This window comes from Bradyrhizobium sp. 1(2017) (assembly GCF_011602485.2).
In the GTDB taxonomy this organism is placed as follows: domain Bacteria; phylum Pseudomonadota; class Alphaproteobacteria; order Rhizobiales; family Xanthobacteraceae; genus Bradyrhizobium.
Genome location: NZ_CP050022.2, coordinates 1574642 through 1594025 on the forward strand (window position 1 = coordinate 1574642; position 19384 = coordinate 1594025).

Here is a 19384-nt window from a genome sequence, read left to right on the forward strand (position 1 = left end):
CTGGTGGGTTGCGCTCAGCGACTGCGCTTCGCGCATCTGCCGAGCTAACCCACCCTACGGCACCGCCGCTTCGCCTCACACCGCAATGACGTGATCGTCGATCTCGTCCACCTTGTTGACGCCGCACAGGCCCATGGTGGTGAGCAGTTCTTTCTGGATGATGTCGATCGCCTTGGCGACGCCGGCCTGGCCGCCGGCCCCGAGGCCATAGGCATAGGCGCGGCCGATCATGCAGGATTTCGCGCCGAGCGCGAGCGCGCGCATCACGTCCTGGCCGGAGCGGATGCCGCCGTCGAACATGATCTCCATCTTCTCGCCGACCGCGTCCGCAATCTCCGGCAGCACCTCGATCGAGGAGGGCGCGCCGTCGAGCTGACGGCCGCCATGGTTGGAAACCACCAGCGCCTGCGCGCCGGTCTTGGCGGCCTCCTCGGCGTCCTCGACGTCGAGAATGCCCTTGATGATGAGCTTGCCCGGCCAGATGCTGCGGACCCACTCGACGTCCTTCCAGTTCAGCGAGGTGTCGAACTGTGACGCCGTCCACTCGGCGAGGCGGTTGAGATCCTCGGTATTCTTCACGTGGCCGGCGATGTTGCCGAAGGTGCGGCGCTTGCCTTGCAGCACGCCGGAGACCCAGGCCGGCTTGCTGGCGAAATCCAGCAGTTTCGACAGCGACCATTCCGGCGGCACCGTCATGCCGTTCTTGATGTCGGCATGGCGCTGGCCGATCACCTGGAGGTCGACCGTGAGCACCAGCGCGCTGCACTTGGCCGCCATCGCGCGCTGGATCAATTCCTTGATGAAGCCGCGGTCCTTCATCACGTAGAGCTGGAACCAGAACGGCTTTTCGACATTGGCGGCGATGTCCTCGATCGAGCAGATCGACATCGTCGACTGCGTGAACGGGATACCGGCGGCCTGCGCCGCGCGGCAGGCATGGATCTCGCCGTCGCCGTGCTGCATGCCGAGCAGGCCTACGGGCGCGAGGACCAGCGGCATGGTCGAGGGCTCGCCGAGGATCGTGGTCGCGGTGTCGCGCTTGGAGACGTCCACCAAAATGCGCTGGCGGAACTTGATCGCCTGCATGTCCTCGCGATTGGCGCGAAGCGTCTCCTCGGCATAGGAGCCGCGGTCGCAATAGTCGAAGAACGCCTTCGGCACGCGGCGCTTATGCAGCGCGCGGAGATCGTCGATACAGGTGATGTGCTTCATGAACGTTTCCCCGGCCCGTCTAACTCGGAAGTCTTGCATTGGAAGAGCGAGGGGTCATCTAGCATGGTTGGATGCACAGCCAAATCGTTTGAGAGGAGGGCGCCATGACGAGGCCGCACGCCACACCTTCGCCGGAAGAGATCAAGGAGAAGCGCGACCTCGAGGAAGCGCTGGAAGAAGGCCTGGAAGAGACCTTTCCGGGGTCCGATCCCGTCAACGTCACCCAGCCGCCGCCGAGTCGCGAGGACGGCCATGTGAAGCGAAGCGGCTAGGCGGGTTCCGCCCTGTTCCCCTGTTCCTGCGGGAAATATAGTGTTAACAATACGTTATCGGGCGACCCGCGCGCCCGGTTCCGTAACGATTTATCACATTTTTTGAAGCCAAGTTTGCCGCGATAGCCTTATAAGACCTCAGCACATCAGGGATGCGGGGCCCGTTCGGGCAGCCCGTGGTTGCAGAGGGGATCCCTGGTTGTTGCGTGGGGGACGATATGAGCCGCAAATATTTCGGGACGGATGGGATTCGGGGCCGCGCCAACGGTCTGATCACACCGGAGCTCGCGCTCAAGGTCGGGCAAGCCGCAGGCCTTGCGTTTCAGCGCGGCGATCACCGCCATCGGGTCGTGATCGGCAAGGATACCCGCCTGTCCGGCTACATGATCGAATACGCGATGGTCGCGGGCTTCACCTCGGTCGGGATGGACGTGCTGCTGGTCGGACCGATGCCGACGCCGGCGGTCGCGATGCTGACCAAGTCGATGCGCGCCGATCTCGGCGTCATGATCTCGGCCTCGCACAATCTGTTCGAGGACAACGGGATCAAGCTGTTCGGGCCGCAGGGCTTCAAGCTCTCCGACGACGTCGAGCGCCAGATCGAGCAGCTGCTCGACGAATCCCTCGACAAGCGGCTCGCCCAAAGTGCGAGCCTCGGCCGCGCCCGCCGCATCGACGGCGTGCATGACCGCTACATCGAATTCGCCAAGCGCACGCTGCCGCGCGATCTGTCGCTGGACGGTCTGCGGGTCGTGGTCGATTGCGCCAATGGCGCCGCCTACAAGGTCGTGCCGGAGGCGCTGTGGGAGCTGGGTGCCGACGTCGTGCCGATCGGCGTCGAGCCCGATGGCTTCAACATCAACAAGGAATGCGGCTCCACCTCGCCGGAAGCGCTGTCGAAGAAGGTGCGCGAGATGCGCGCTGACATCGGCATCGCGCTCGACGGCGACGCCGATCGCGTCATCCTGGTCGACGAGCGCGGCCATATCGTCGACGGCGACCAGCTGCTCGCCGTGATCGCGCAGAGCTGGAAGGAAGACGGCCGGCTGTCGCGGCCGGGCATCGTCGCGACCGTGATGTCCAATCTCGGCCTCGAGCGTTTCCTGAAGGGGCAGGGACTCGATCTCGTGCGCACGCCGGTCGGCGACCGCTACGTGCTCGAGCAGATGCTGAACGGCGGCTACAATCTCGGTGGCGAGCAGTCCGGCCACATCATCCTGTCCGACTACGCCACCACCGGCGACGGCTTCGTTGCAGCCTTGCAGGTGCTGGCGGTGGTGCAGAAGTCGCGGCGGCCGGTGTCCGAGGTCTGCCACCGCTTCGATGCGCTGCCGCAGATCCTCAAGAACGTCCGCCACAAGGGCGGCAAGCCGCTCGACGATTCCGACGTCAAGTCGGCGATCTCCGACGGCGAGAGGCGCCTCAACGGCCACGGCCGCCTGTTGATCCGCTCCTCCGGCACCGAGCCCGTGATCCGCGTGATGGGCGAGGGTGAGGACCGCATCCTGGTCGAGGACGTCGTCGACACCATCGTCTCCGCGCTGGGGCAGGCGGCGGCTTGAGTCGTCCTTCCTTCTCCCCCCCGCGGGGGGAGAGGGTAAGGCACGCGCATTCCAGCCATAAACGATTGGCGGTGGTTCCATCGCCGCCTGCATCGTAATGAGCTTGTCGCGGCAATCTGCCGCGCCGGGGTCGCTCCATTGAACAAGGTTGTCGTCGTACCTGCGGACACGCTGACCGAGCCCGTCGTCGTCAGCGACGTGGCGCCTGCCAAGGTGGCCGCGGGGCCGGCTTATGTCGTGCTTGCCGGCATCAGCGTCTCGCATTTCCTCAACGACACCATGCAGTCGCTGATCGCCTCGGTGTATCCGATCCTGAAGGACACCTACGCGCTCGACTTCGCGCAGATCGGCATGATCACGCTGGCCTTCCAGTTCACGGCCTCGCTGCTTCAGCCGGTGGTCGGGCACTACACCGACAAGAAGGCGCAGCCCTATTCGCTGGCGATCGGCATGGCCTCGACCTTCTTCGGTCTGTTGCTGCTCAGCGCCGCGCATCAATATCTCGTCATCCTCGTCGCCGCCGCGCTGGTCGGTCTCGGCTCGGCGGTGTTTCACCCCGAATCCGCACGCATCGCGCGGCTCGCCTCCGGCGGGCGCTACGGCTTCGCGCAATCGGTATTCCAGCTCGGCGGCAGCTTCGGCACCTCGATGGGGCCGGTGCTCGCCGCGCTCATCGTCGTGCCGTTCGGGCAGGGCAGCATCGCCTGGTTCTCCTCGATCGCCTTTCTCGCGATCGTCATCCTCTGGCGCATCGGCCGCTGGTACGCGCCGCAGATCGCGGCGAAGAAGGCCGCGCCCGTTCATATCCAGCCGGGCGCGCCGAGCTCGCGCCGCGTCGTCATCGCGCTGCTCGTGCTGGTCGCGCTGCTGTTCTCCAAGCAGCTCTACGTGTCGAGCCTGTCGAGCTATTACATCTTCTATCTGATCGACCGTTTCGGCGTGTCGACGCAGGCTGCGCAAATCTATCTGTTCGTCTTCCTTGCTGCGAACGCCGTCGGCGCATTTCTCGGCGGTCCCCTGGGGGATCGCTTCGGCCGCAAGATCGTGATCTGGATCTCGATCCTCGGCGCGCTGCCGTTCACGCTGGCGCTGCCCTATGCCGGGCTCTACGCCAGCGCGGTGCTGTCGGTGATCATTGGTCTGATCATCTCCTCGACCACGTCGTCGATCATCGTGTTCGCGCAGGAGCTGGTGCCGCATCGCTTCGGCATGATCTCCGGCGTGTTCTTCGGCGTCGCCTTCGGCATCGGGGGCCTTGGGGCCGCCGTGCTCGGCGAGCTCGCCGATCACACCTCGATCGCGTTCGTCTACCAGATCTGCGCCTGGCTGCCGGCGATCGGGCTGCTCGCGGTGTTCCTGCCGAAACTGCCGCGGCCGGTTCGTTAACGCATCCTCTCCCGCAGCAATGCGGTTTCACACATCGTTAGGAATTACGGCGAGCTCGCCGCATTCCGCGCGGCGTTCTTGCAACGCTCGCGCGGCGGGCGCGTGTGAGTTGAGAAAAAATCAACCTTAAAAATTAGGGTTAAGTGGCGCTTAAACATTTGCTGGCATCGTCCGCCCGTGAGTTTCCAGAACGTGGGGCGTCTGCAATTTGCCTCACCGGCCATAAGGACGAAGCCAATGCGTAGCGTTAAAACTCTCCTTGCCGCGGGTGCGGCAACCCTGATCTCGTCGATGGCTTTCGCCGCCGACATGCCGATCGCCGCGCCCCCTCCCATGTACGCGCCGCCTCCGCCCGCCGATTTCGGCGGCTGGTATCTGCGTGGCGACATCGGCATGACCAATCAGAGCGCCAAGCGCATCGACAGCGTCCTGCCGGCCGGATTTCAGGCGACGAACGTCGGAGTGGGCTTTGACTCGTCCCCCCTGTTTGGTCTCGGCGTGGGCTATCGCTTCAATAACTGGTTCCGTGCGGACCTGATCGGCCAGTATCGAGGCAAGGCCAACCTGCATGGTGCAGACAACCTCGTTGGGCCTGGTTTTGTCGGCTCGAACAACTACGGCGGCAGCAAATCCGAGTGGGTCGTCATGGCCAATGCCTATGTCGATCTCGGCACCTGGTGGTGCATCACTCCGTTCATCGGCGCCGGTGTCGGCGGCTCCTACAACAAACTCAGCGGGTTCCGTGACGACGGCGTTCAGATCCTCGGCGGCCCTCCCGTCAGCAGCGTGACCTATTTCGCCGACAAGGGGCAGTGGAACTTCGCCTGGGCCGCCCATGCCGGCCTCGCGTACAAGGTCAATCCCGGCTTCACGGTCGAACTGGCCTACAGCTACATGGATCTCGGCGATGCCGCGCCTGGCAACTTCCGCGCGTTCGACGGCAGCATCTCGGGTCCCTCGACGATCAAGGTCAGGGACATCACCTCGCACGACATCAAGCTCGGCGTGCGCTGGGACCTCAACAGCCCGCCGGCCTACGTGCCGCCGCCGCTCGTCACCAAGGGCTGATCGGCAAGCCGATCGGTTAGGACTTCTTAACGGCGCGGGATCATCCCGCGCCGTTTTGCTTTGCGTATTTTTCATGGCGAGTGGCGATGAAGTCGCCTGACGCAACCATTGGTTAAGGTTAACAGGCGATGATCATCGCAACAGTTCGAGTCCGATGGAGCGTTGCGATGCGTAGGCTGATGGTGGCGGCAGCGATGTTGGGGACGGTGTCTGCTGCACACGCGGCCGACATGCCGGATCTGCCGATCCTGCGCGGCAGCTTCACCGACGGTCTGACCAGTGCCCGGCCAATCTGGCAGGGCAGCTATTTCGGCGTTCAGGCCGGCTATGGCTCGTCCGACGAGAACTTCAACGGCTCGACCAGCAACATGATGGCGGCATTGTTGGCCGATACGTTGATCGAGTCGGAGATGGGTGTATCGCAGTGGAATCTGGGACTCGGCAAGGCCTCCCGCCGCAGCTCCGGATACGGCGCCTTCATCGGCTACAATGGCCAGTGGGACGATGTCGTGCTCGGCATCGAGGCAAGCTACCTCCATGGTTCCTTCGGGGGATCAGCCTCGGCCAGCGAAGCCCGCAGCAACCAACTGTCTGACGGTAACGTGCACTCCGTCACGGCAAGCTCGACGTCCGCGATCGCGATCAAGGACATGGCGACATTTCGCGGCAGGGCTGGCTATGCGTGGGGATGCTTCCTCCCGTATATGTTCGCAGGACTTGCGCTTGGCAACGCCGACATCACGCGTACGGTGAGCGTGCAGGATTATGTGACCCCGGCCGGCGTTCTGCAGGGGCCTATCTCCGCGACCGAGGCCCAGCACAATCATCTGATTTACGGCTACAGCGCCGGTCTCGGCGTCGATGTCAATCTGGTCGGCGGCTTGTTCATGCGTGCGGAGTACGAATATATCCGCTTCACCTCCCAGGTCGACACCAGCATCAACACCGTTCGCGCCGGTCTCGGCTACAAATTCTGACCCTCCGCGCACGCCGCGGTTGACAGCTCTGCGCCGTCCTGATGCTCTGTCGCTGAACGCGGGGCGTGGCGAGCGATGAAGATCTACGGCGACAGCAATTCCGGCAATTGTCTCAAGGTGAAATGGGTCTGCGACAAGCTCGCATTGCCCTACCAATGGATCGAGATCGACACGCGCAAGGGCGAGACGCGCACGCCGCAATTTCTGGCGATGAACGGTGCCGGCCAGGTGCCGACCGTCGCATTCGACGACGGCCGCACGCTGGCGCAGTCCAATGCCATCATCCGCTATCTCGCCCGCGACAGCGCGCTCGTTCCGCGCGACGCCTTCACTGCTGCCAAGATGGACGAATGGCTGTTCTGGGAACAGTACAGCCACGAGCCCTATGTCGCGGTGTGCCGTTTCCTGCTGGTCTACCTCGGCAAGGATGCATCCGAGCTCGACCCCGAGAAGGTCAAGCGCGGCTATGCGGCGCTCGAGCGGATGGAGCAGCATCTTTCGGCCAGCCGCTTCCTCGCAGGCGAGACGGTTTCGCTCGCGGATGTCTCGCTGCTCGCCTATACGCGCGTCGCGCATGAAGGTGGCTTCGATCTCGGCCGCTTTGCGGCCGTTCGCCGCTGGATCGGCGAGGCCGAGGCCTTGCTCGGCCTTCCGCCTGTGCGCTGAGCTCTGGAGTTTCCTGCATGACTGCCAAGCCCGTCTCCATCCGTCGCGCGCGCCGCGACGACGTTGCGGCGATCGTGGCGATGCTCGCCGACGATCATCTGGGGCGCGCCCGCGAGCGCGTGGAGGATCCGCTGCCTGCGTCTTACTACGACGCGTTCGAGCGGATCATGCGCGATTCGAATCTTCAGTTGGTTGTCGCCGAGAGCGAGGGCAGGGTGGTCGGTTGTCTGCAGCTCGCGATCCTCCCGGGGCTGAGCTCACAAGGCGGTTCGCGCGGCCTGCTCGAAGACGTCCGCGTTGCCACTGATTGTCGCAGCCGCGGCATCGGTGAGCAGCTGGTGCAATGGGCGGTGACGGAAGCGAAGGCGCGCGGCTGCAATCTGGTCGAACTGCTGACGCATCAGACGCGCGTCGATGCGCAGCGCTTCTACAAGCGGCTTGGATTTGCATCGAGCCACGTCGGCATGACTGTTCGCTTTTGAGGCAGCTCATCGCGGCCTTTGCGCAAGCTGCGAAATCGGATCGCGTGTTCGTTCGCATTAAGGGCTGATAAACTACCCGTCCGTCGTTCACGTTTCTCCGGGAACGAACGGTGCTACGGGACGTCAGACACCGGGCTCGGTTGGTTCGGGGATTTCGATGAGCTATTCACTGATCAAGGTCGGCAACGACTATGTCGTGCAGGCCGACGACAAGTGCATTTTGAAAGTCGGCAGCCGCCGTCGCGCCGCGCAACTGATCAGCGAGGCGACGGATCTGCTGAATGCCCTGGCTGCGGCCGAATCTCCCGAGAAACCGGTGGACGCGCCATCACTCGCGCGTGAGGCCCCGGAACTTCCTTGACTGCCCTTCCCGATTCCCGTATCAGCCGCGGCGGGACACCTCCCCCCAACGGGAGGCTTACTATCTGGAAGGGTAGATCATGACTGTAGCGAAGCCCGCTTCGCGGCCGACCGTGCCGCATTTTTCCTCCGGCCCCTGCGCCAAGCGCCCCGGCTGGAACGCCCAAAATCTCAAGGACGCAGCTCTCGGCCGCTCGCATCGCGCGAAGGTCGGCAAGACCAAGCTCAAGCTCGCGATCGATCTGACGCGCGAAGTGCTCGAGGTCCCCGCCGATTACCGCATCGGCATCGTGCCGGCGTCCGATACCGGCGCGGTCGAGATGGCGCTGTGGTCACTGCTCGGCGCACGGCCCGTCACCACGCTCGCCTGGGAATCCTTCGGCGAGGGATGGGTCAGCGACATCGTCAAGGAATTGAAGCTCAAGGACGTCACCAAGCTGAACGCGGCATACGGTGAGATCCCCGACCTGTCGAAGGTCGATCCGAAGAGCGACGTCGTCTTCACCTGGAACGGCACCACGTCAGGCGTGCGCGTGCCGAACGCCGATTGGATCAGCGCGACCCGTGAAGGCCTGACCATTTGCGACGCGACCTCGGCTGCGTTTGCGCAGGCTCTCGACTGGGCCAAGCTCGACGTCGTCACCTTCTCCTGGCAGAAGGCGCTCGGCGGTGAGGCCGCACACGGCATGCTGATCCTGTCGCCGCGTGCGGTGGAGCGGCTCGAGACCTACAAGCCGGCCTGGCCGCTGCCGAAGATCTTCCGCATGACCAAGGGCGGCAAGATCAACGAAGGCATCTTCGTCGGCGAGACCATCAACACGCCGTCGATGCTCTGCGTCGAGGATTATCTCGATGCGCTGAACTGGGCCAAGTCGATCGGCGGTCTCAAGGCGCTAATCGCCCGTGCCGACGCCAACACCAAGGTGCTCGCCGACTGGAAGGCGAAGACGCCGTGGATCGACTTCCTGGCCAAGGACGCCGCGATCCGCTCCAACACCTCGGTGTGTCTGAAGTTCACCGATCCCGCGATCACCTCGCTCTCCGAGGACGCGCAGGCCGACTTCTCCAAGAAGCTGGTCGCGCTGGTCGAGAAGGAAGGCGCCGGCTACGACTTCGCCTATTACCGCGATGCGCCGGCCGGCCTGCGCATCTGGTGCGGCGCCACCGTCGAGGCCAAGGACGTCGAGCTGCTGACGCAGTGGATCGACTGGGCCTTCGCCGAGACCAAGGCCGCGCTCGCGAAAGCGGCGTAACTCGTCCAACTCGTTCTCGTCATGGCCGGGCATCAGCGCGAAGCGCGTCTTTGCAAAGGTGACCCGGCCATCCATCCATCAAGAGAGATGGACCCGCGGGTTTTGCCCGCAGGTGACGTTCCGTAAATGCAGCTCGCACCACGGATGACACCCATGACCAAACCCAAAGTTCTCATTTCCGACGCGCTCTCGCCCGCTGCCGTGCAGATCTTCAAGGATCGCGGCATCGAGGTCGACTTCCAGCCCAACCTCGGCAAGGACAAGGACAAGCTCGCCGAGATCATCGGCAATTACGACGGCCTCGCGATCCGCTCCGCGACCAAGGCCACCGCGAAGATCATCGACAAGGCCACCAACCTCAAGGTGATCGGCCGCGCCGGCATCGGCGTCGACAATGTCGAGATCCCCGCCGCCACGGCGAAGGGCATCATCGTGATGAACACGCCGTTCGGCAATTCGATCACGACCGCCGAGCACGCCGTCACCTTGATGCTGGCGCTCGCCCGCGAGATCCCGCAGGCCGACGCCTCGACCCAGGCCGGCAAGTGGGAGAAGAACCGCTTCATGGGCGTCGAGATTACCGGCAAGGTGCTCGGCGTCGTCGGCTGCGGCAATATCGGCTCGATCGTCGCCGACCGTGGCCTCGGCCTGCGCATGAAGGTGATCGCGTTCGATCCGTTCCTGTCGCCGGAGCGTGCCAAGGACATCGGCGTCGAGAAGGTCGACCTCGACGATCTGCTCAGGCGCGCCGATTTCATCACCCTGCACACCCCGCTCACCGAGAAGACCAAGAACATCATCGATGCGGCTGCAATCGCCAAGATGAAGAAGGGCGTGCGCCTGATCAACTGCGCCCGCGGCGGTCTCGTCGACGAGCAGGCGGTGCTCGATGCCCTCAACTCCAAGCACATCGCCGGCGCCGCCTTCGACGTCTTCGTCGAGGAGCCCGCGAATGCGAACGTGCTGTTCGGCCATCCCAACGTGATCTGCACGCCGCATCTCGGCGCCTCCACCACCGAGGCGCAGGAGAACGTCGCGCTGCAGGTGGCCGAGCAGATGTCGGACTATCTGTTGTCCGGCGCGATCTCCAACGCCATCAACTTCCCCTCGATCACCGCCGAAGAGGCGCCGAAGCTGAAACCCTTCATCGCGCTGGCCGAGAAGCTCGGCTCCTTCGCCGGCCAGCTCACCGAGACCGGCATCTCGAAGGTCACGATCACCTATGAGGGTCATGTCGCGGAGATGAAGATCAAGGCGCTGACCTCCGCCGTGCTGTCCGGCCTGCTGCGGCCGATGCTGGGCGAGGTCAACGTGGTGTCGGCGCCCGTCGTCGCCAAGGAGCGCGGCATGGTGGTCGACGAGGTGACCCGCGCCGCGCAGAGCGATTATGAAAGCCTGATCACGGTGACGGTCGCGACGGAACGCCAGGAGCGTTCGGTCTCCGGCACGGTGTATCACGACGGCAAGCCGCGTCTGGTCGACATCAAGGGCATCCGGGTCGACGCCGAGTTCGGCAAGTCGATGATCTACGTCACCAACGAGGACAAGCCGGGCTTCATCGGCAAGTTCGCAAGCCTCTTGGGCGACGCCAAGATCAACATCGCGACCTTCCATCTCGGCCGGGTCGAGCAGGGCGGCGATGCGATCGCGCTCATCGAGGTCGACGGCGCGGTGCCGGCAGACGTGCTCGCCAAGGTGCAGGCGCTGCCGCAGGTCAAGCAGGTCAAGGCACTGACGTTCTGACGCTCCGTCATTCCGGGGCTCGCGAAGCGAGATCTCCGGCGCGCACTTGCGCGCCTGAGAATCTCGAGATTCCGGGTTCGATGTCTGCGCATCGCCCCGGAATGACGAGAATCATACATATTCCGAGCCGCGGAACAATGCCGCTTCCATCACCCGGAGGCGGCGTTTTTATTTTCCCGCGCCTGACCAACTTTGTGTACCAATGGCGCCAAGAACGCCTCGTAACCACGCTCCGTTCAAGATCGTTCGAAAAGGGAGAAGACAATGCGTGAAGCCGTCATCGTTTCCTATGCGCGCACGGGCCTTGCGAAATCCGGCCGCGGCGGGTTCAACATCACGCCGCCGATGTCGCTCGCGGCGCACGCCATCCAGCACGCTGTGAGCCGCGCCGGCGTCGACAAGGACTATGTCGAGGACTGCTATCTCGGCAATTGCGCCCATGGCGCGCCGAACATCGGCCGCCAGGCCGCGCTGCTCGCGGGTCTGCCGAAGACCACCGCCGGCGTCTCGGTGAACCGGTTCTGCTCCTCGGGACTCCAGACCATCGCGATGGCCGCCAACTCGATCCGCTCGGATGGCGCCGACTGCATCGTCGCCGGCGGCGTCGAGAGCATCTCGATGCCGGGCGGCGGGACGCCGAAGGAATCGATCGACCCTGAGTTGCTCAAGGTCGCACCCGACATCTTCATGGCGATGATCGACACCGCCGACATCGTCGCCGAGCGCTACAAGCTCAGCCGTGAATACCAGGACGAGTTCTCGCTGGAATCGCAGCGCCGCATGGCTGCGGCGCAGCAGGCGAACAAGTTCAAGGACGAGATCGTCCCGATGAAGACGAAGATGAAGGTCGTCGACAAGCAGACCAAGGCGGAGAGCATCGTCGACTACACCGTCGACCGCGACGAGTGCAACCGGCCCGAGACCACGATGGAAGGTCTCGCCAAGCTCGAGCCGGTGAAGGGCCCCGGCAAGTTCGTCACCGCCGGCAATGCCAGCCAGCTCTCCGACGGCGCCGCCGCCGTGGTGCTGATGGAGGCCAAGGACGCCGAGAAGCGCGGCCTCAAGCCGCTCGGCCGTTTCGTCGCCTGGGCCACCGCCGGCTGCGAGCCCGACGAGATGGGCATCGGCCCGGTGTTCGCGATCCCGAAGCTCTTGAAGCGCACCGGCCTCAAGGTCGACGACATCGACCTGTGGGAGCTCAATGAAGCCTTCGCCAGCCAGTGCCTGTATTGCCGCGACCAGCTCGGCATCGATCCCGCCAAGTACAACGTCAACGGCGGTTCGATCGCGATCGGTCACCCCTTCGGCATGACCGGCGCACGTCTCACCGGCCACCTGCTGCAGGAAGGCGCGCGCCGCAAGGCGAAGTGGGGCGTGGTGACGATGTGCATCGGCGGCGGCCAGGGCGGCGCCGGACTGTTCGAGATCTACAGCTGAGATCAGCGGCAGGAACGCGAAAGGGCACGGCGCGAGCCGTGCCCTTTCTGTTTGGGCGTTGAGCTGTACGAAACGGACGAGACTGCCGGCTGCGCCGGCGGTCGTCTACGCGAGCCTAATGGTCAGGCTTCTCGCGCGTGATGACGCCGGTCTTGGGATCGGCATGGAATTCCATCTTCTGTCCGTTCTTGATGCCTTCGCCCTCCCACCGGCCATCGTCGGCTTCGAGCTTGGTCACTTGGCTGTAGCCTGACTCCAAAGCCTTGGCCTTCACTTGCTCCATCGGCATCCAATCCGGTCCGGGTTGATCTGCACTCGCTGTGGAGCCAAGGGCGAGGAAACCGGCAACCATAAGCATGGCAAGCTTCATGAGAGTCTCCCTTGTAAGAGGCTTCAACGGGAACGCCGACAGTGTGTTCCTCTCACGCGGGCCAATTTAGGGCATGCGGCGTTCCGTCCCCTCATGCTTTGGCCAGCGCCGGTGCGAACACCACCTCGATCAGCGTGCCGGAATTGCCCGCGCTCTTGATGTTGAACTGGGCGCGGTTGGCTTCGACCAGGGCCTTGGTCAGCGACAGGCTCAGCGCCGAGCTGTCCGCGGCGTCGCCGGGCGGCGGGGTGCGGAACGGCTCCATCGCGGCGGCGAGCTCGCGCTCGCTGAGGCCATGGCCGGTGTCGCGGATGCGCAGCGCGATCTCGCCGCGGTCGGTCAGTGCGGTCGAGACGATGACCTGGCCGCCGGCGCTGGCGAGTCGGATCGAGTTGGAGATCAGATTCATGCTGATCTGCCGCATCGCGCGCGCGTCCGCGCTCACCTGCGGCAGCGCATGCGCGAGCGAGGTGCGGATGATGATGCGTTCGCGATTGGCCTGCGGCTGCATCACCGTCACGCAGGCCTCGACCAGGTCGTTGAGGTTGAGGTTCGCGAAGTTGAGGTCGAGCTTGCCGGTCTCGATCCGCGACAGCTCCAGCAGGTCGTCGATGATGGCGATGACGCGCTCGCCGGAGGCGCGGATGTCCTTCATGTATTCGCCATAGCGCTCGTTGCCGAGCGTGCCGAAGCGTTCGGAGATCATCACCTCGGCAAAGCCGATGATCGCGTTGAGCGGCGTGCGGATCTCGTGGCTGATCCGCGCCAGCATGTCGGCCTTGGCATTCGCCGCGCCGTCGGCGAGACGGCGGGCCCGCGTCAGCTCGCTCTCGCCCTTCTTGCTCTGGGAGAGATCGCGGAACACGGCGAAGAAGTTCGGCCCGTCCGGCCGCGTGCGGCCCATGATCATCGCGAGCGGAATGACGCCGCCCTTTTTCTCGCGGCCCAGCACCTCGCGGCCGTGGTCGAGCAGGCTCGCAATGTCCTGGCTCTTCACGCTGTCGAGATAGTCGGCGACGATCTGCTGGCTCTCGGGCGCGAACAGCGTCACCAGGTTCTGCTCGAGCAGCGCCTGGCCGTCATAGCCGAACAGCGCCTCGGCACTGCGGTTGCAGGCGTGGATATTGCCCTCGGCATCGAACATCACGATGCCCTCGGCCGTGGTGTCCAGGATCGCGGCGAGATCCTCCGCGTCGGCGTCGCCGGCGGCGGGCTCGAGCTCGGGTGCAAAGGGGAAGGATTCTTCGACGAGGGTTTCGGTGACGACAGTCCCGGCAACAACCGGCGGCGCGGCGATGACGGGTGCCGCTGGCGGCAGCGCGCAGACCAGCGCATGTGCGCTGTCGCCGTCCCAGTCGATCGTGTGCAGATGCGCGTCGCAGGTCGCGAGCGGCGCTTCACCGTTTGCCGCCGTCGCGCTGATCGTCACCGGCGTGCCCGCCTGCGAGGTGCTGCTGGCCGCTGAGACGCCCGGCTCGACATAGAGCGCGTCGAGCCCGCCGGCATCGTCCAGCGCGCCGAGATTTGCATAGCCCAGGCGCGCGAGGAAGGCGGGGTTGGCGTAGAGCAGGCGGTCGAGGCGGTAGATCAGGATGCCCGTCGGCATGAGATCGAGCAGCGCGCGGTCGCGTGCGGGCGCACCGCGGGCCGGCGGCGCGGGCTCGCTCAGCCATTCGGCTGCGGCTTGCTGCGCCGCGTGCTCCGGCGGCTCGGGCGTGATCTCCGCGGCCGGCGGCTCGACGGCATCGGCCGCGATCGTCTCGCGCTCGCGTTCGAGGCGCTCGGACAATTGCCGGGCGAGCTCGTTAAACGCGCTGTTCTCGACCGGCGTCAGCGTCGGCGCTCTCTGGTCACCTTGTGACCTCTGGTCACCTTGTGACCGGGGATCGCCGGGCGGGCGGAAGGGCACGACGTTGGGAGGCGTTTCCACTGGGGTTTCCACGGACGGCTCGGGATCGGTTGGGGGTGAGTTCGCTTCGGGTTCGGGCAGTTCGGGCTCTGGCTCAGGCGGCGCGATCGGCGGAGGCGGTGCCTCTGCCACGGGCTCCGGCTCTGGTTCTGGCGCGACGACGTCGGCGGAACGGCCATGCTGCACCGGCGGCCCGGTCCGCTTTTCGAAACGCCGGAGCGCTTCGAGCCGGTTCAGGCCGTCGAGATCGCGGCAGACGCCAAATCCCTTGAAGCCCGCGAAGTTGCGCGCGCGGTCATAGACCGGAAGACCCGCAAGCTCGACCGCCAGACGCTCGTCGCCATCGGCTGGCCAGTTCACGGTGATGCCGGCCCAGGTGTCGTGGCTCTCGAGCGCCTTTGCAACGCGGCCTTGCGGATCGAGCGCGAAGTCCGCGGCGATCTCGCGCCAGGGCCGGCCGAAGCCCGAGGCGGTGTGCGCGCCCATCAGGCCGACGAATTCGCCGGAGAGAAGCACAAAGCGGCCCTCGTCATCCGTCTGCCAGAGGAAGCGCAGCGGATGTTGACGCGGTGCGGGCGGCTCATGGCCCGACGGCGGCTCGACCATGCCCATCGTGATCGGCGCAGCCTGCGGCGACACGATGGCCTCTGCGCAGTTTTCAACCGGAGTTTCGGCGACGGCCTCGACGGCCTGCTCGGGCACCGGGTCTTGCAGAGCCTCTGCGCCCGCTTCGCTCGCGGCCGGTTCGGATGCGAGCGTCGTCGGCGCGGCCGGTTCGGTGGCGTCGATCGGCTCCGCGAAGGCGTCGAACAAGGCGATGCCGGCCGGCGCATGCTGCGATGGCGGCGGCGCGCTTGGCATCTCGGCTTCCTGCCGCGCGGGTTCGGCCTTTGCTTCGGCCACCGCATCCGGCACGCCTTCGGCCGCGGGCGAGTCATGCGCGGCATCCTGTGCGGCGTGGGGCGCGATCAGCGCGATGAGGCCGATATCGGCGCCGGTGCCGACCCGTTGCAGCACCATCTGGCCGATGCCGATCGGCGTCTCGGCGCGGCCGCGTGCCAGCGCATCGCTGCGCGCCTGCTCGAGACCGGCTTCGCCGAGATCGCGAAAGCCGAGCAGCGCGCGCGCGGCTTCGCTGGCGCCGACGAACAGGCCGTCGGGCGCGAATGCCGCCATCGGCACCGTGGCGCCGGCGACGAGGCGATGCAGCCGCTCGATCAGCGGCATGCTGCGCAAGGCCGGATCCATCGCGGTGATGAGCACGGCAGATCTCTCGCTAAAATGGCCGCCATCGGCAAAGTCGAGCCGCGCGCAGGCGCAGGTCATCAGCGCGCCGAGCCGGGCGCCGAAGCCGCGCAGCCGTTCGAGCCGCACGCCGCCGCCTGCCGGCAGGCTGCGCGCGAGGCGTGCGACCTGGCGGCGGTGGCTGTCCGCGGGGCCGAACACCTTGTCCGCGAGCGCCGTGGCGTGCGCCGCGCCGAACAGCCTGGCGCCGACCGGATTGGCCCACAGCACGCGCGCGCCGTCGATCGACCACAGCCAGGTGGCCAGCGGAGACGTCGCGTGCACGGCCAGCCGGGGATCGTCCACGCCTCGCAACTGGAAATCCGAACTCTTCATCCGACCGGCTTTAAGCCTCGCAAGCGTCCCAAGGGGGCGGCTGCCGGGAAGGACAGCCTTAAGAAAGGGTTAGTATCGCCCGCAGCCACGGGCAGGTCCACGGCCCGGCCCCGGAGGAGGCCCCCTAAGCCGCGATAACCTTAATGTGCCCAACCCCGCAAGCCGCCGCCCGCTTCATCCAAGGGATTCGGAGGCGGGGCGGCAGGCGCGGCGCGGTTGCAAGACAAGGCGTCGGACGCCCTCAGCTCGTCATTCCCCGGCGCGCGGACGCGAACCCGGAATCCATCAGGTTGCAGAAATGACGGTGGAATGAATCCGAGGCTCCCTCGCTTCGCTCGGGCAAACGACGGGACTCCATTACCTCAACCCCCGGTTCCCCGTTCCGGGAACCTCACCCTTGCCGGGATTAAATTTCGCAACGCACCCGTCTGGCGCGTTGCGATGCACAATGTTGACATGATAGGCAGCCACAATGCTGGGCGCTGGGCGAGCCATCTCCTTTGTATCGCGTTTCCAGTCTTCGTTCCCGCTCAATGCGAGGGCCCGTGCTCGGGGCCGGCGGGCGCGCCAGAAGGCTCACTCCATTTTTTCATTAGCGTGAGGGACCAACATGACAGGTGCGACTGATCCGTTTTCTGCCTCGATCATCCCGTTCGAGGTTCCCGAGCAGATGCGTGCGTTCGCCGAGAAGGGCGTGTCGCAGGCCCGCGAGAACTACGCCAAGTTCAAGGACGCCGCCGAGAGCCACAACGGCACCGTCGAGGCCGTGTTCACCTGCGCCAACAAGGGCGCGAGCGAGTACACCGCCAAGCTGGTGGAGTTCATGAAGGCCAATTCGAGCGCCCAGCTGGACTTCGCCCAGCAGCTGTTCGGCGCCAAATCGCCGACGGAAGCGCTGGAGCTGTGGACCGGCCACACCCGCAAGCAGCTCGAGACCTTCCAGTCCCAGGCCAAGGAGCTGGTCGAGCTCACCCAGCGCGTCGCCGCCGAGACCGCCGAGCCGATCAAGGCCAACGCCTCGAAGTACTATCATCCCGCCGCCTGAGCGGATCGGATTGATTTGATTAAGAAACCCGGGCCCAGCGCCCGGGTTTTGTTTTGGAAATAACGCTGTTCGAGGAGCGATTCTCAGGCTTTGCGGCCTTGCCAAAAACGCCCGTTGCACCTAGTTTCCGCCCCGTCCAGCCCCCTTGGCAACGGCCCTTAAGGGCGTCCCAAGGCGCGGCTCGCCAGGATGCAGTTGTAGCTCAGTTGGTTAGAGCGCCTGTCTGTGGAACAGGAGGTCGGTGGTTCGAGCCCACCCAACTGTACCAGCGCTCCTAATCCCCCCATCGCATTGATCTGCGCCGTACCCGCAAGCTCAATCAGTTCGACGATCTTGCCATCCTGAAATCTGAGCAGGTCAGAGCTCGGTGCTGAACGTCTTTCCAGTTGAACGGTCGCGAACGTCAATGCGCAAATGGACCGCGGCGCGATCACCGTCGACCAGCTCGGCTTCCTGTCAGTTCGACCGTGCTCTTGTCGGCCCATCAGGGGGAATGCGCCATCAGGATGAAGGCTGTCACCAAGCCATCGACGTCGCCGCGCTGCGTAGGCGTGGCGTGCCCGACCAATGCGAGCATGTCTTCGCGTCGTCCGATGTTGCCCTCCTTGCAACGGGTATCAGGCAGATTGGCGACCTTTGCGTGTAAGGGCAAAGTGATCGTGTTGTTGCGCGGCGGCGCGCCACAGCACGATCGTTGGTTTTCGTTCCCGGGCTTTGGCGGAAAACGGCGGCGAGCACCGGCGAACCTTTTCATGCCCCCAGGTGTTTGTAGCTGCGGCAGGACAGACAACGCTGAGGGAGCTGAGCTATGAACGGAATTATCTATATCATCGGGCTAATCGTCGTGATTGGTGCGGTGCTCTCTTTCCTGGGCCTGCGCTGATCGATTGTTGGCTTTGGCGAGGCCGTTCGGCGCCGACGTAAAAGCCCCGGACGCCTCACCGCGCCACCACCACACCACTGCCGGCAACGTCACCGCCGCCAGCAGCGTCCCCAACGCCACTGCGCCCGACACCGGGTTCACCAGCCGCTGATACTGGACCGCGAAAATGTACGCGTTGTCGCCGGTCGGCATCGCCGCGAGCAGCACGACGATGCCGACTGCGGTTGGCGGTGGGATCAGCACGAAGGCGACCACCGGGCGTCGCCGGGAGTTCGATCGCACCCATCACCGCTATGCTCCTCGTCTGTGATTTCGAAGCGGAAGAAACGCGCAGAGCGATCAGCTGCATCAACATTTCTGGCTTGGTTTGCTCATCCTCCGCGATGTAGCCTTCGCGCATTGCGATCTGCGCCGATGGCATACTCATCCCAATGACCTCGGCCGCATCGCGTCTAGTCGTCCCGAGGAATTCGAGCGCAACAATCGTTGGGGATCTCATGTCGAACTCCGATCTCGCGTTGTCGATCGCGCTCGGTGTCGGTCTTGCGGCCGCGACGGGCTTCCGGGTCTTCCTGCCGATGCTGGTTGCCAGCGTGGCCGCTTACTCGGGCTCGCTTCCTCTGGGCGACGGCTTTGCGTGGCTTGGAACACCTGCTGCAATGCTGATGCTTGGCGTGGCCGCGCTCCTGGAGGTCGGTGCGTATTTCATTCCCGGCGTGGACAATCTGCTCGATGTCATCGCCGCGCCTGTTGCCGTGATCGCCGGAGCCATCGTATCGGCGGCGACCATGGCAGATCTTCCACCGATGATGAAATGGACGGCCGCCATCGTCGCGGGTGGCGGCGCGGCCGGCATCGTGCATGGCGTCACCGCGGCCCTGCGGGCCAAATCGACGGTCCTGACGGCTGGCCTCGGCAACTCGACCGTTGCGACCGCCGAACTGGGCGGTGCACTCCTCGTATCGCTTCTTGCTTTGGCTGCGCCGGTTGCCGCCTTCGTGCTCGTCGTTTTGATGCTCTGGCTGGCGATACGATTGATCCTGCGCCTGCGCAGGTCAGCTCCTCGCACGGATGCACCGAAGTGATCGCGTGACCGCTCGCGCGGCTACCTCATCCCCGCGACCATCACCACCACCGGC

The 19384-nt window shown here is 65.0% G+C and carries 18 protein-coding genes and 1 tRNA gene; 14 read left to right on the forward strand and 5 right to left on the reverse strand.

Translation table 11 applies throughout. The features are described 5' to 3' along the window. Positions 1 to 75 precede the first annotated feature (75 nt). A complete protein-coding gene (locus HAP40_RS07585; protein WP_166818388.1) occupies positions 76 to 1212 on the reverse strand; it encodes an alpha-hydroxy acid oxidase in 1137 nt (378 codons plus the stop codon). A gap of 104 nt (positions 1213 to 1316) precedes the next feature. Here HAP40_RS07585 and HAP40_RS07590 point away from each other — a divergent pair, with 104 nt between their 5' ends. The 11 genes from HAP40_RS07590 (at position 1317) to HAP40_RS07640 (ending at position 12418) form a co-directional block, all read left to right on the forward strand. Continuing rightward, positions 1317 to 1484, forward strand: a complete 168-nt coding sequence (locus tag HAP40_RS07590) for a hypothetical protein (RefSeq protein WP_166818387.1) — start codon at positions 1317 to 1319, stop codon at positions 1482 to 1484. A gap of 218 nt (positions 1485 to 1702) precedes the next feature. After that, complete coding sequence (gene glmM, locus HAP40_RS07595) at positions 1703 to 3046, forward strand: phosphoglucosamine mutase (RefSeq protein WP_166818386.1); 1344 nt, start codon at positions 1703 to 1705, stop codon at positions 3044 to 3046. 138 nt (positions 3047 to 3184) lie between these two features. Next, positions 3185 to 4432 carry an MFS transporter gene (locus HAP40_RS07600; protein WP_166818385.1) on the forward strand — a complete coding sequence of 416 codons (1248 nt, stop codon included), beginning with the start codon at positions 3185 to 3187 and terminating at the stop codon, positions 4430 to 4432. A 237-nt stretch (positions 4433 to 4669) separates the two neighbouring features. Beyond that, positions 4670 to 5500: an outer membrane protein gene (locus tag HAP40_RS07605; RefSeq protein WP_166818384.1), complete on the forward strand. Its 831-nt coding sequence runs from the start codon at positions 4670 to 4672 to the stop codon at positions 5498 to 5500. 167 nt (positions 5501 to 5667) lie between these two features. After that, positions 5668 to 6477: an outer membrane protein gene (locus tag HAP40_RS07610; RefSeq protein WP_208024806.1), complete on the forward strand. Its 810-nt coding sequence runs from the start codon at positions 5668 to 5670 to the stop codon at positions 6475 to 6477. 75 nt (positions 6478 to 6552) lie between these two features. Further along, entirely contained in the window at positions 6553 to 7143 is a 591-nt protein-coding gene (locus HAP40_RS07615) for a glutathione S-transferase family protein (RefSeq protein WP_166818383.1), read from the forward strand. A 17-nt stretch (positions 7144 to 7160) separates the two neighbouring features. Further along, a complete protein-coding gene (locus HAP40_RS07620) occupies positions 7161 to 7625 on the forward strand; it encodes a GNAT family N-acetyltransferase (protein ID WP_166818382.1) in 465 nt (154 codons plus the stop codon). A gap of 157 nt (positions 7626 to 7782) precedes the next feature. Next, entirely contained in the window at positions 7783 to 7986 is a 204-nt protein-coding gene (locus HAP40_RS07625; RefSeq protein ID WP_166818381.1) for a hypothetical protein, read from the forward strand. A 79-nt stretch (positions 7987 to 8065) separates the two neighbouring features. Further along, a complete protein-coding gene (locus tag HAP40_RS07630; RefSeq protein ID WP_166818380.1) occupies positions 8066 to 9238 on the forward strand; it encodes a phosphoserine transaminase in 1173 nt (390 codons plus the stop codon). Positions 9239 to 9391: 153 nt separating this feature from the next. Beyond that, positions 9392 to 10981, forward strand: a complete 1590-nt coding sequence (gene serA, locus HAP40_RS07635; RefSeq protein ID WP_166818379.1) for a phosphoglycerate dehydrogenase — start codon at positions 9392 to 9394, stop codon at positions 10979 to 10981. A gap of 264 nt (positions 10982 to 11245) precedes the next feature. Then, the gene (locus HAP40_RS07640) at positions 11246 to 12418 is read left to right on the forward strand and encodes a thiolase family protein (RefSeq protein ID WP_166818378.1); all 1173 of its coding nucleotides are present in this window, start codon (positions 11246 to 11248) and stop codon (positions 12416 to 12418) included. A gap of 115 nt (positions 12419 to 12533) precedes the next feature. On the opposite strand, the gene HAP40_RS07645 is transcribed toward HAP40_RS07640, so the two are convergent. Both HAP40_RS07645 and HAP40_RS07650 read right to left on the reverse strand, forming a co-directional pair. Beyond that, positions 12534 to 12788: a PepSY domain-containing protein gene (locus tag HAP40_RS07645; RefSeq protein WP_166818377.1), complete on the reverse strand. Its 255-nt coding sequence runs from the start codon at positions 12786 to 12788 to the stop codon at positions 12534 to 12536. A 91-nt stretch (positions 12789 to 12879) separates the two neighbouring features. Then, a complete protein-coding gene (locus tag HAP40_RS07650; RefSeq protein ID WP_166818376.1) occupies positions 12880 to 16317 on the reverse strand; it encodes a PAS domain-containing protein in 3438 nt (1145 codons plus the stop codon). 610 nt (positions 16318 to 16927) lie between these two features. Between HAP40_RS07650 and HAP40_RS07655 the strand changes: the two genes are divergently transcribed. Both HAP40_RS07655 and HAP40_RS07660 read left to right on the forward strand, forming a co-directional pair. Further along, positions 16928 to 17362: a phasin gene (locus HAP40_RS07655; protein ID WP_166818375.1), complete on the forward strand. Its 435-nt coding sequence runs from the start codon at positions 16928 to 16930 to the stop codon at positions 17360 to 17362. Positions 17363 to 17553: 191 nt separating this feature from the next. Then, positions 17554 to 17630: transfer RNA gene (locus tag HAP40_RS07660), tRNA-His, on the forward strand. Between the two features lie 216 nt (positions 17631 to 17846). On the opposite strand, the gene HAP40_RS07665 is transcribed toward HAP40_RS07660, so the two are convergent. After that, complete coding sequence (locus tag HAP40_RS07665) at positions 17847 to 18116, reverse strand: hypothetical protein (RefSeq protein ID WP_208024805.1); 270 nt, start codon at positions 18114 to 18116, stop codon at positions 17847 to 17849. An 81-nt stretch (positions 18117 to 18197) separates the two neighbouring features. After that, on the reverse strand, positions 18198 to 18500 hold the full coding sequence (locus tag HAP40_RS07670) for a hypothetical protein (protein WP_246741155.1): 303 nt from the start codon (positions 18498 to 18500) through the stop codon (positions 18198 to 18200). A 242-nt stretch (positions 18501 to 18742) separates the two neighbouring features. On the opposite strand from HAP40_RS07670, the gene HAP40_RS07675 reads away from it, so the two are divergent. Continuing rightward, positions 18743 to 19330: a DUF4126 domain-containing protein gene (locus tag HAP40_RS07675; protein ID WP_166818374.1), complete on the forward strand. Its 588-nt coding sequence runs from the start codon at positions 18743 to 18745 to the stop codon at positions 19328 to 19330. Positions 19331 to 19384 lie beyond the last annotated feature (54 nt).

Bases quoted from the DNA above. Each gene is read 5' to 3' on its own strand.
- HAP40_RS07675 (WP_166818374.1), top strand. From the start codon at position 18,743: ATGTCGAACTCCGATCTCGCGTTGTCGATCGCGCTCGGTGTCGGTCTT.
- HAP40_RS07610 (WP_208024806.1), top strand. From the start codon at position 5,668: ATGCGTAGGCTGATGGTGGCGGCAGCGATGTTGGGGACGGTGTCTGCT.
- glmM (WP_166818386.1), top strand. From the start codon at position 1,703: ATGAGCCGCAAATATTTCGGGACGGATGGGATTCGGGGCCGCGCCAAC.
- HAP40_RS07590 (WP_166818387.1), top strand. From the start codon at position 1,317: ATGACGAGGCCGCACGCCACACCTTCGCCGGAAGAGATCAAGGAGAAG.
- HAP40_RS07605 (WP_166818384.1), top strand. From the start codon at position 4,670: ATGCGTAGCGTTAAAACTCTCCTTGCCGCGGGTGCGGCAACCCTGATC.
- HAP40_RS07650 (WP_166818376.1), bottom strand. From the start codon at position 16,317: ATGAAGAGTTCGGATTTCCAGTTGCGAGGCGTGGACGATCCCCGGCTG.
- HAP40_RS07630 (WP_166818380.1), top strand. From the start codon at position 8,066: ATGACTGTAGCGAAGCCCGCTTCGCGGCCGACCGTGCCGCATTTTTCC.
- HAP40_RS07620 (WP_166818382.1), top strand. From the start codon at position 7,161: ATGACTGCCAAGCCCGTCTCCATCCGTCGCGCGCGCCGCGACGACGTT.
- HAP40_RS07640 (WP_166818378.1), top strand. From the start codon at position 11,246: ATGCGTGAAGCCGTCATCGTTTCCTATGCGCGCACGGGCCTTGCGAAA.
- HAP40_RS07645 (WP_166818377.1), bottom strand. From the start codon at position 12,788: ATGAAGCTTGCCATGCTTATGGTTGCCGGTTTCCTCGCCCTTGGCTCC.
- HAP40_RS07625 (WP_166818381.1), top strand. From the start codon at position 7,783: ATGAGCTATTCACTGATCAAGGTCGGCAACGACTATGTCGTGCAGGCC.
- HAP40_RS07615 (WP_166818383.1), top strand. From the start codon at position 6,553: ATGAAGATCTACGGCGACAGCAATTCCGGCAATTGTCTCAAGGTGAAA.
- serA (WP_166818379.1), top strand. From the start codon at position 9,392: ATGACCAAACCCAAAGTTCTCATTTCCGACGCGCTCTCGCCCGCTGCC.
- HAP40_RS07665 (WP_208024805.1), bottom strand. From the start codon at position 18,116: ATGAAAAGGTTCGCCGGTGCTCGCCGCCGTTTTCCGCCAAAGCCCGGG.
- HAP40_RS07585 (WP_166818388.1), bottom strand. From the start codon at position 1,212: ATGAAGCACATCACCTGTATCGACGATCTCCGCGCGCTGCATAAGCGC.
- HAP40_RS07655 (WP_166818375.1), top strand. From the start codon at position 16,928: ATGACAGGTGCGACTGATCCGTTTTCTGCCTCGATCATCCCGTTCGAG.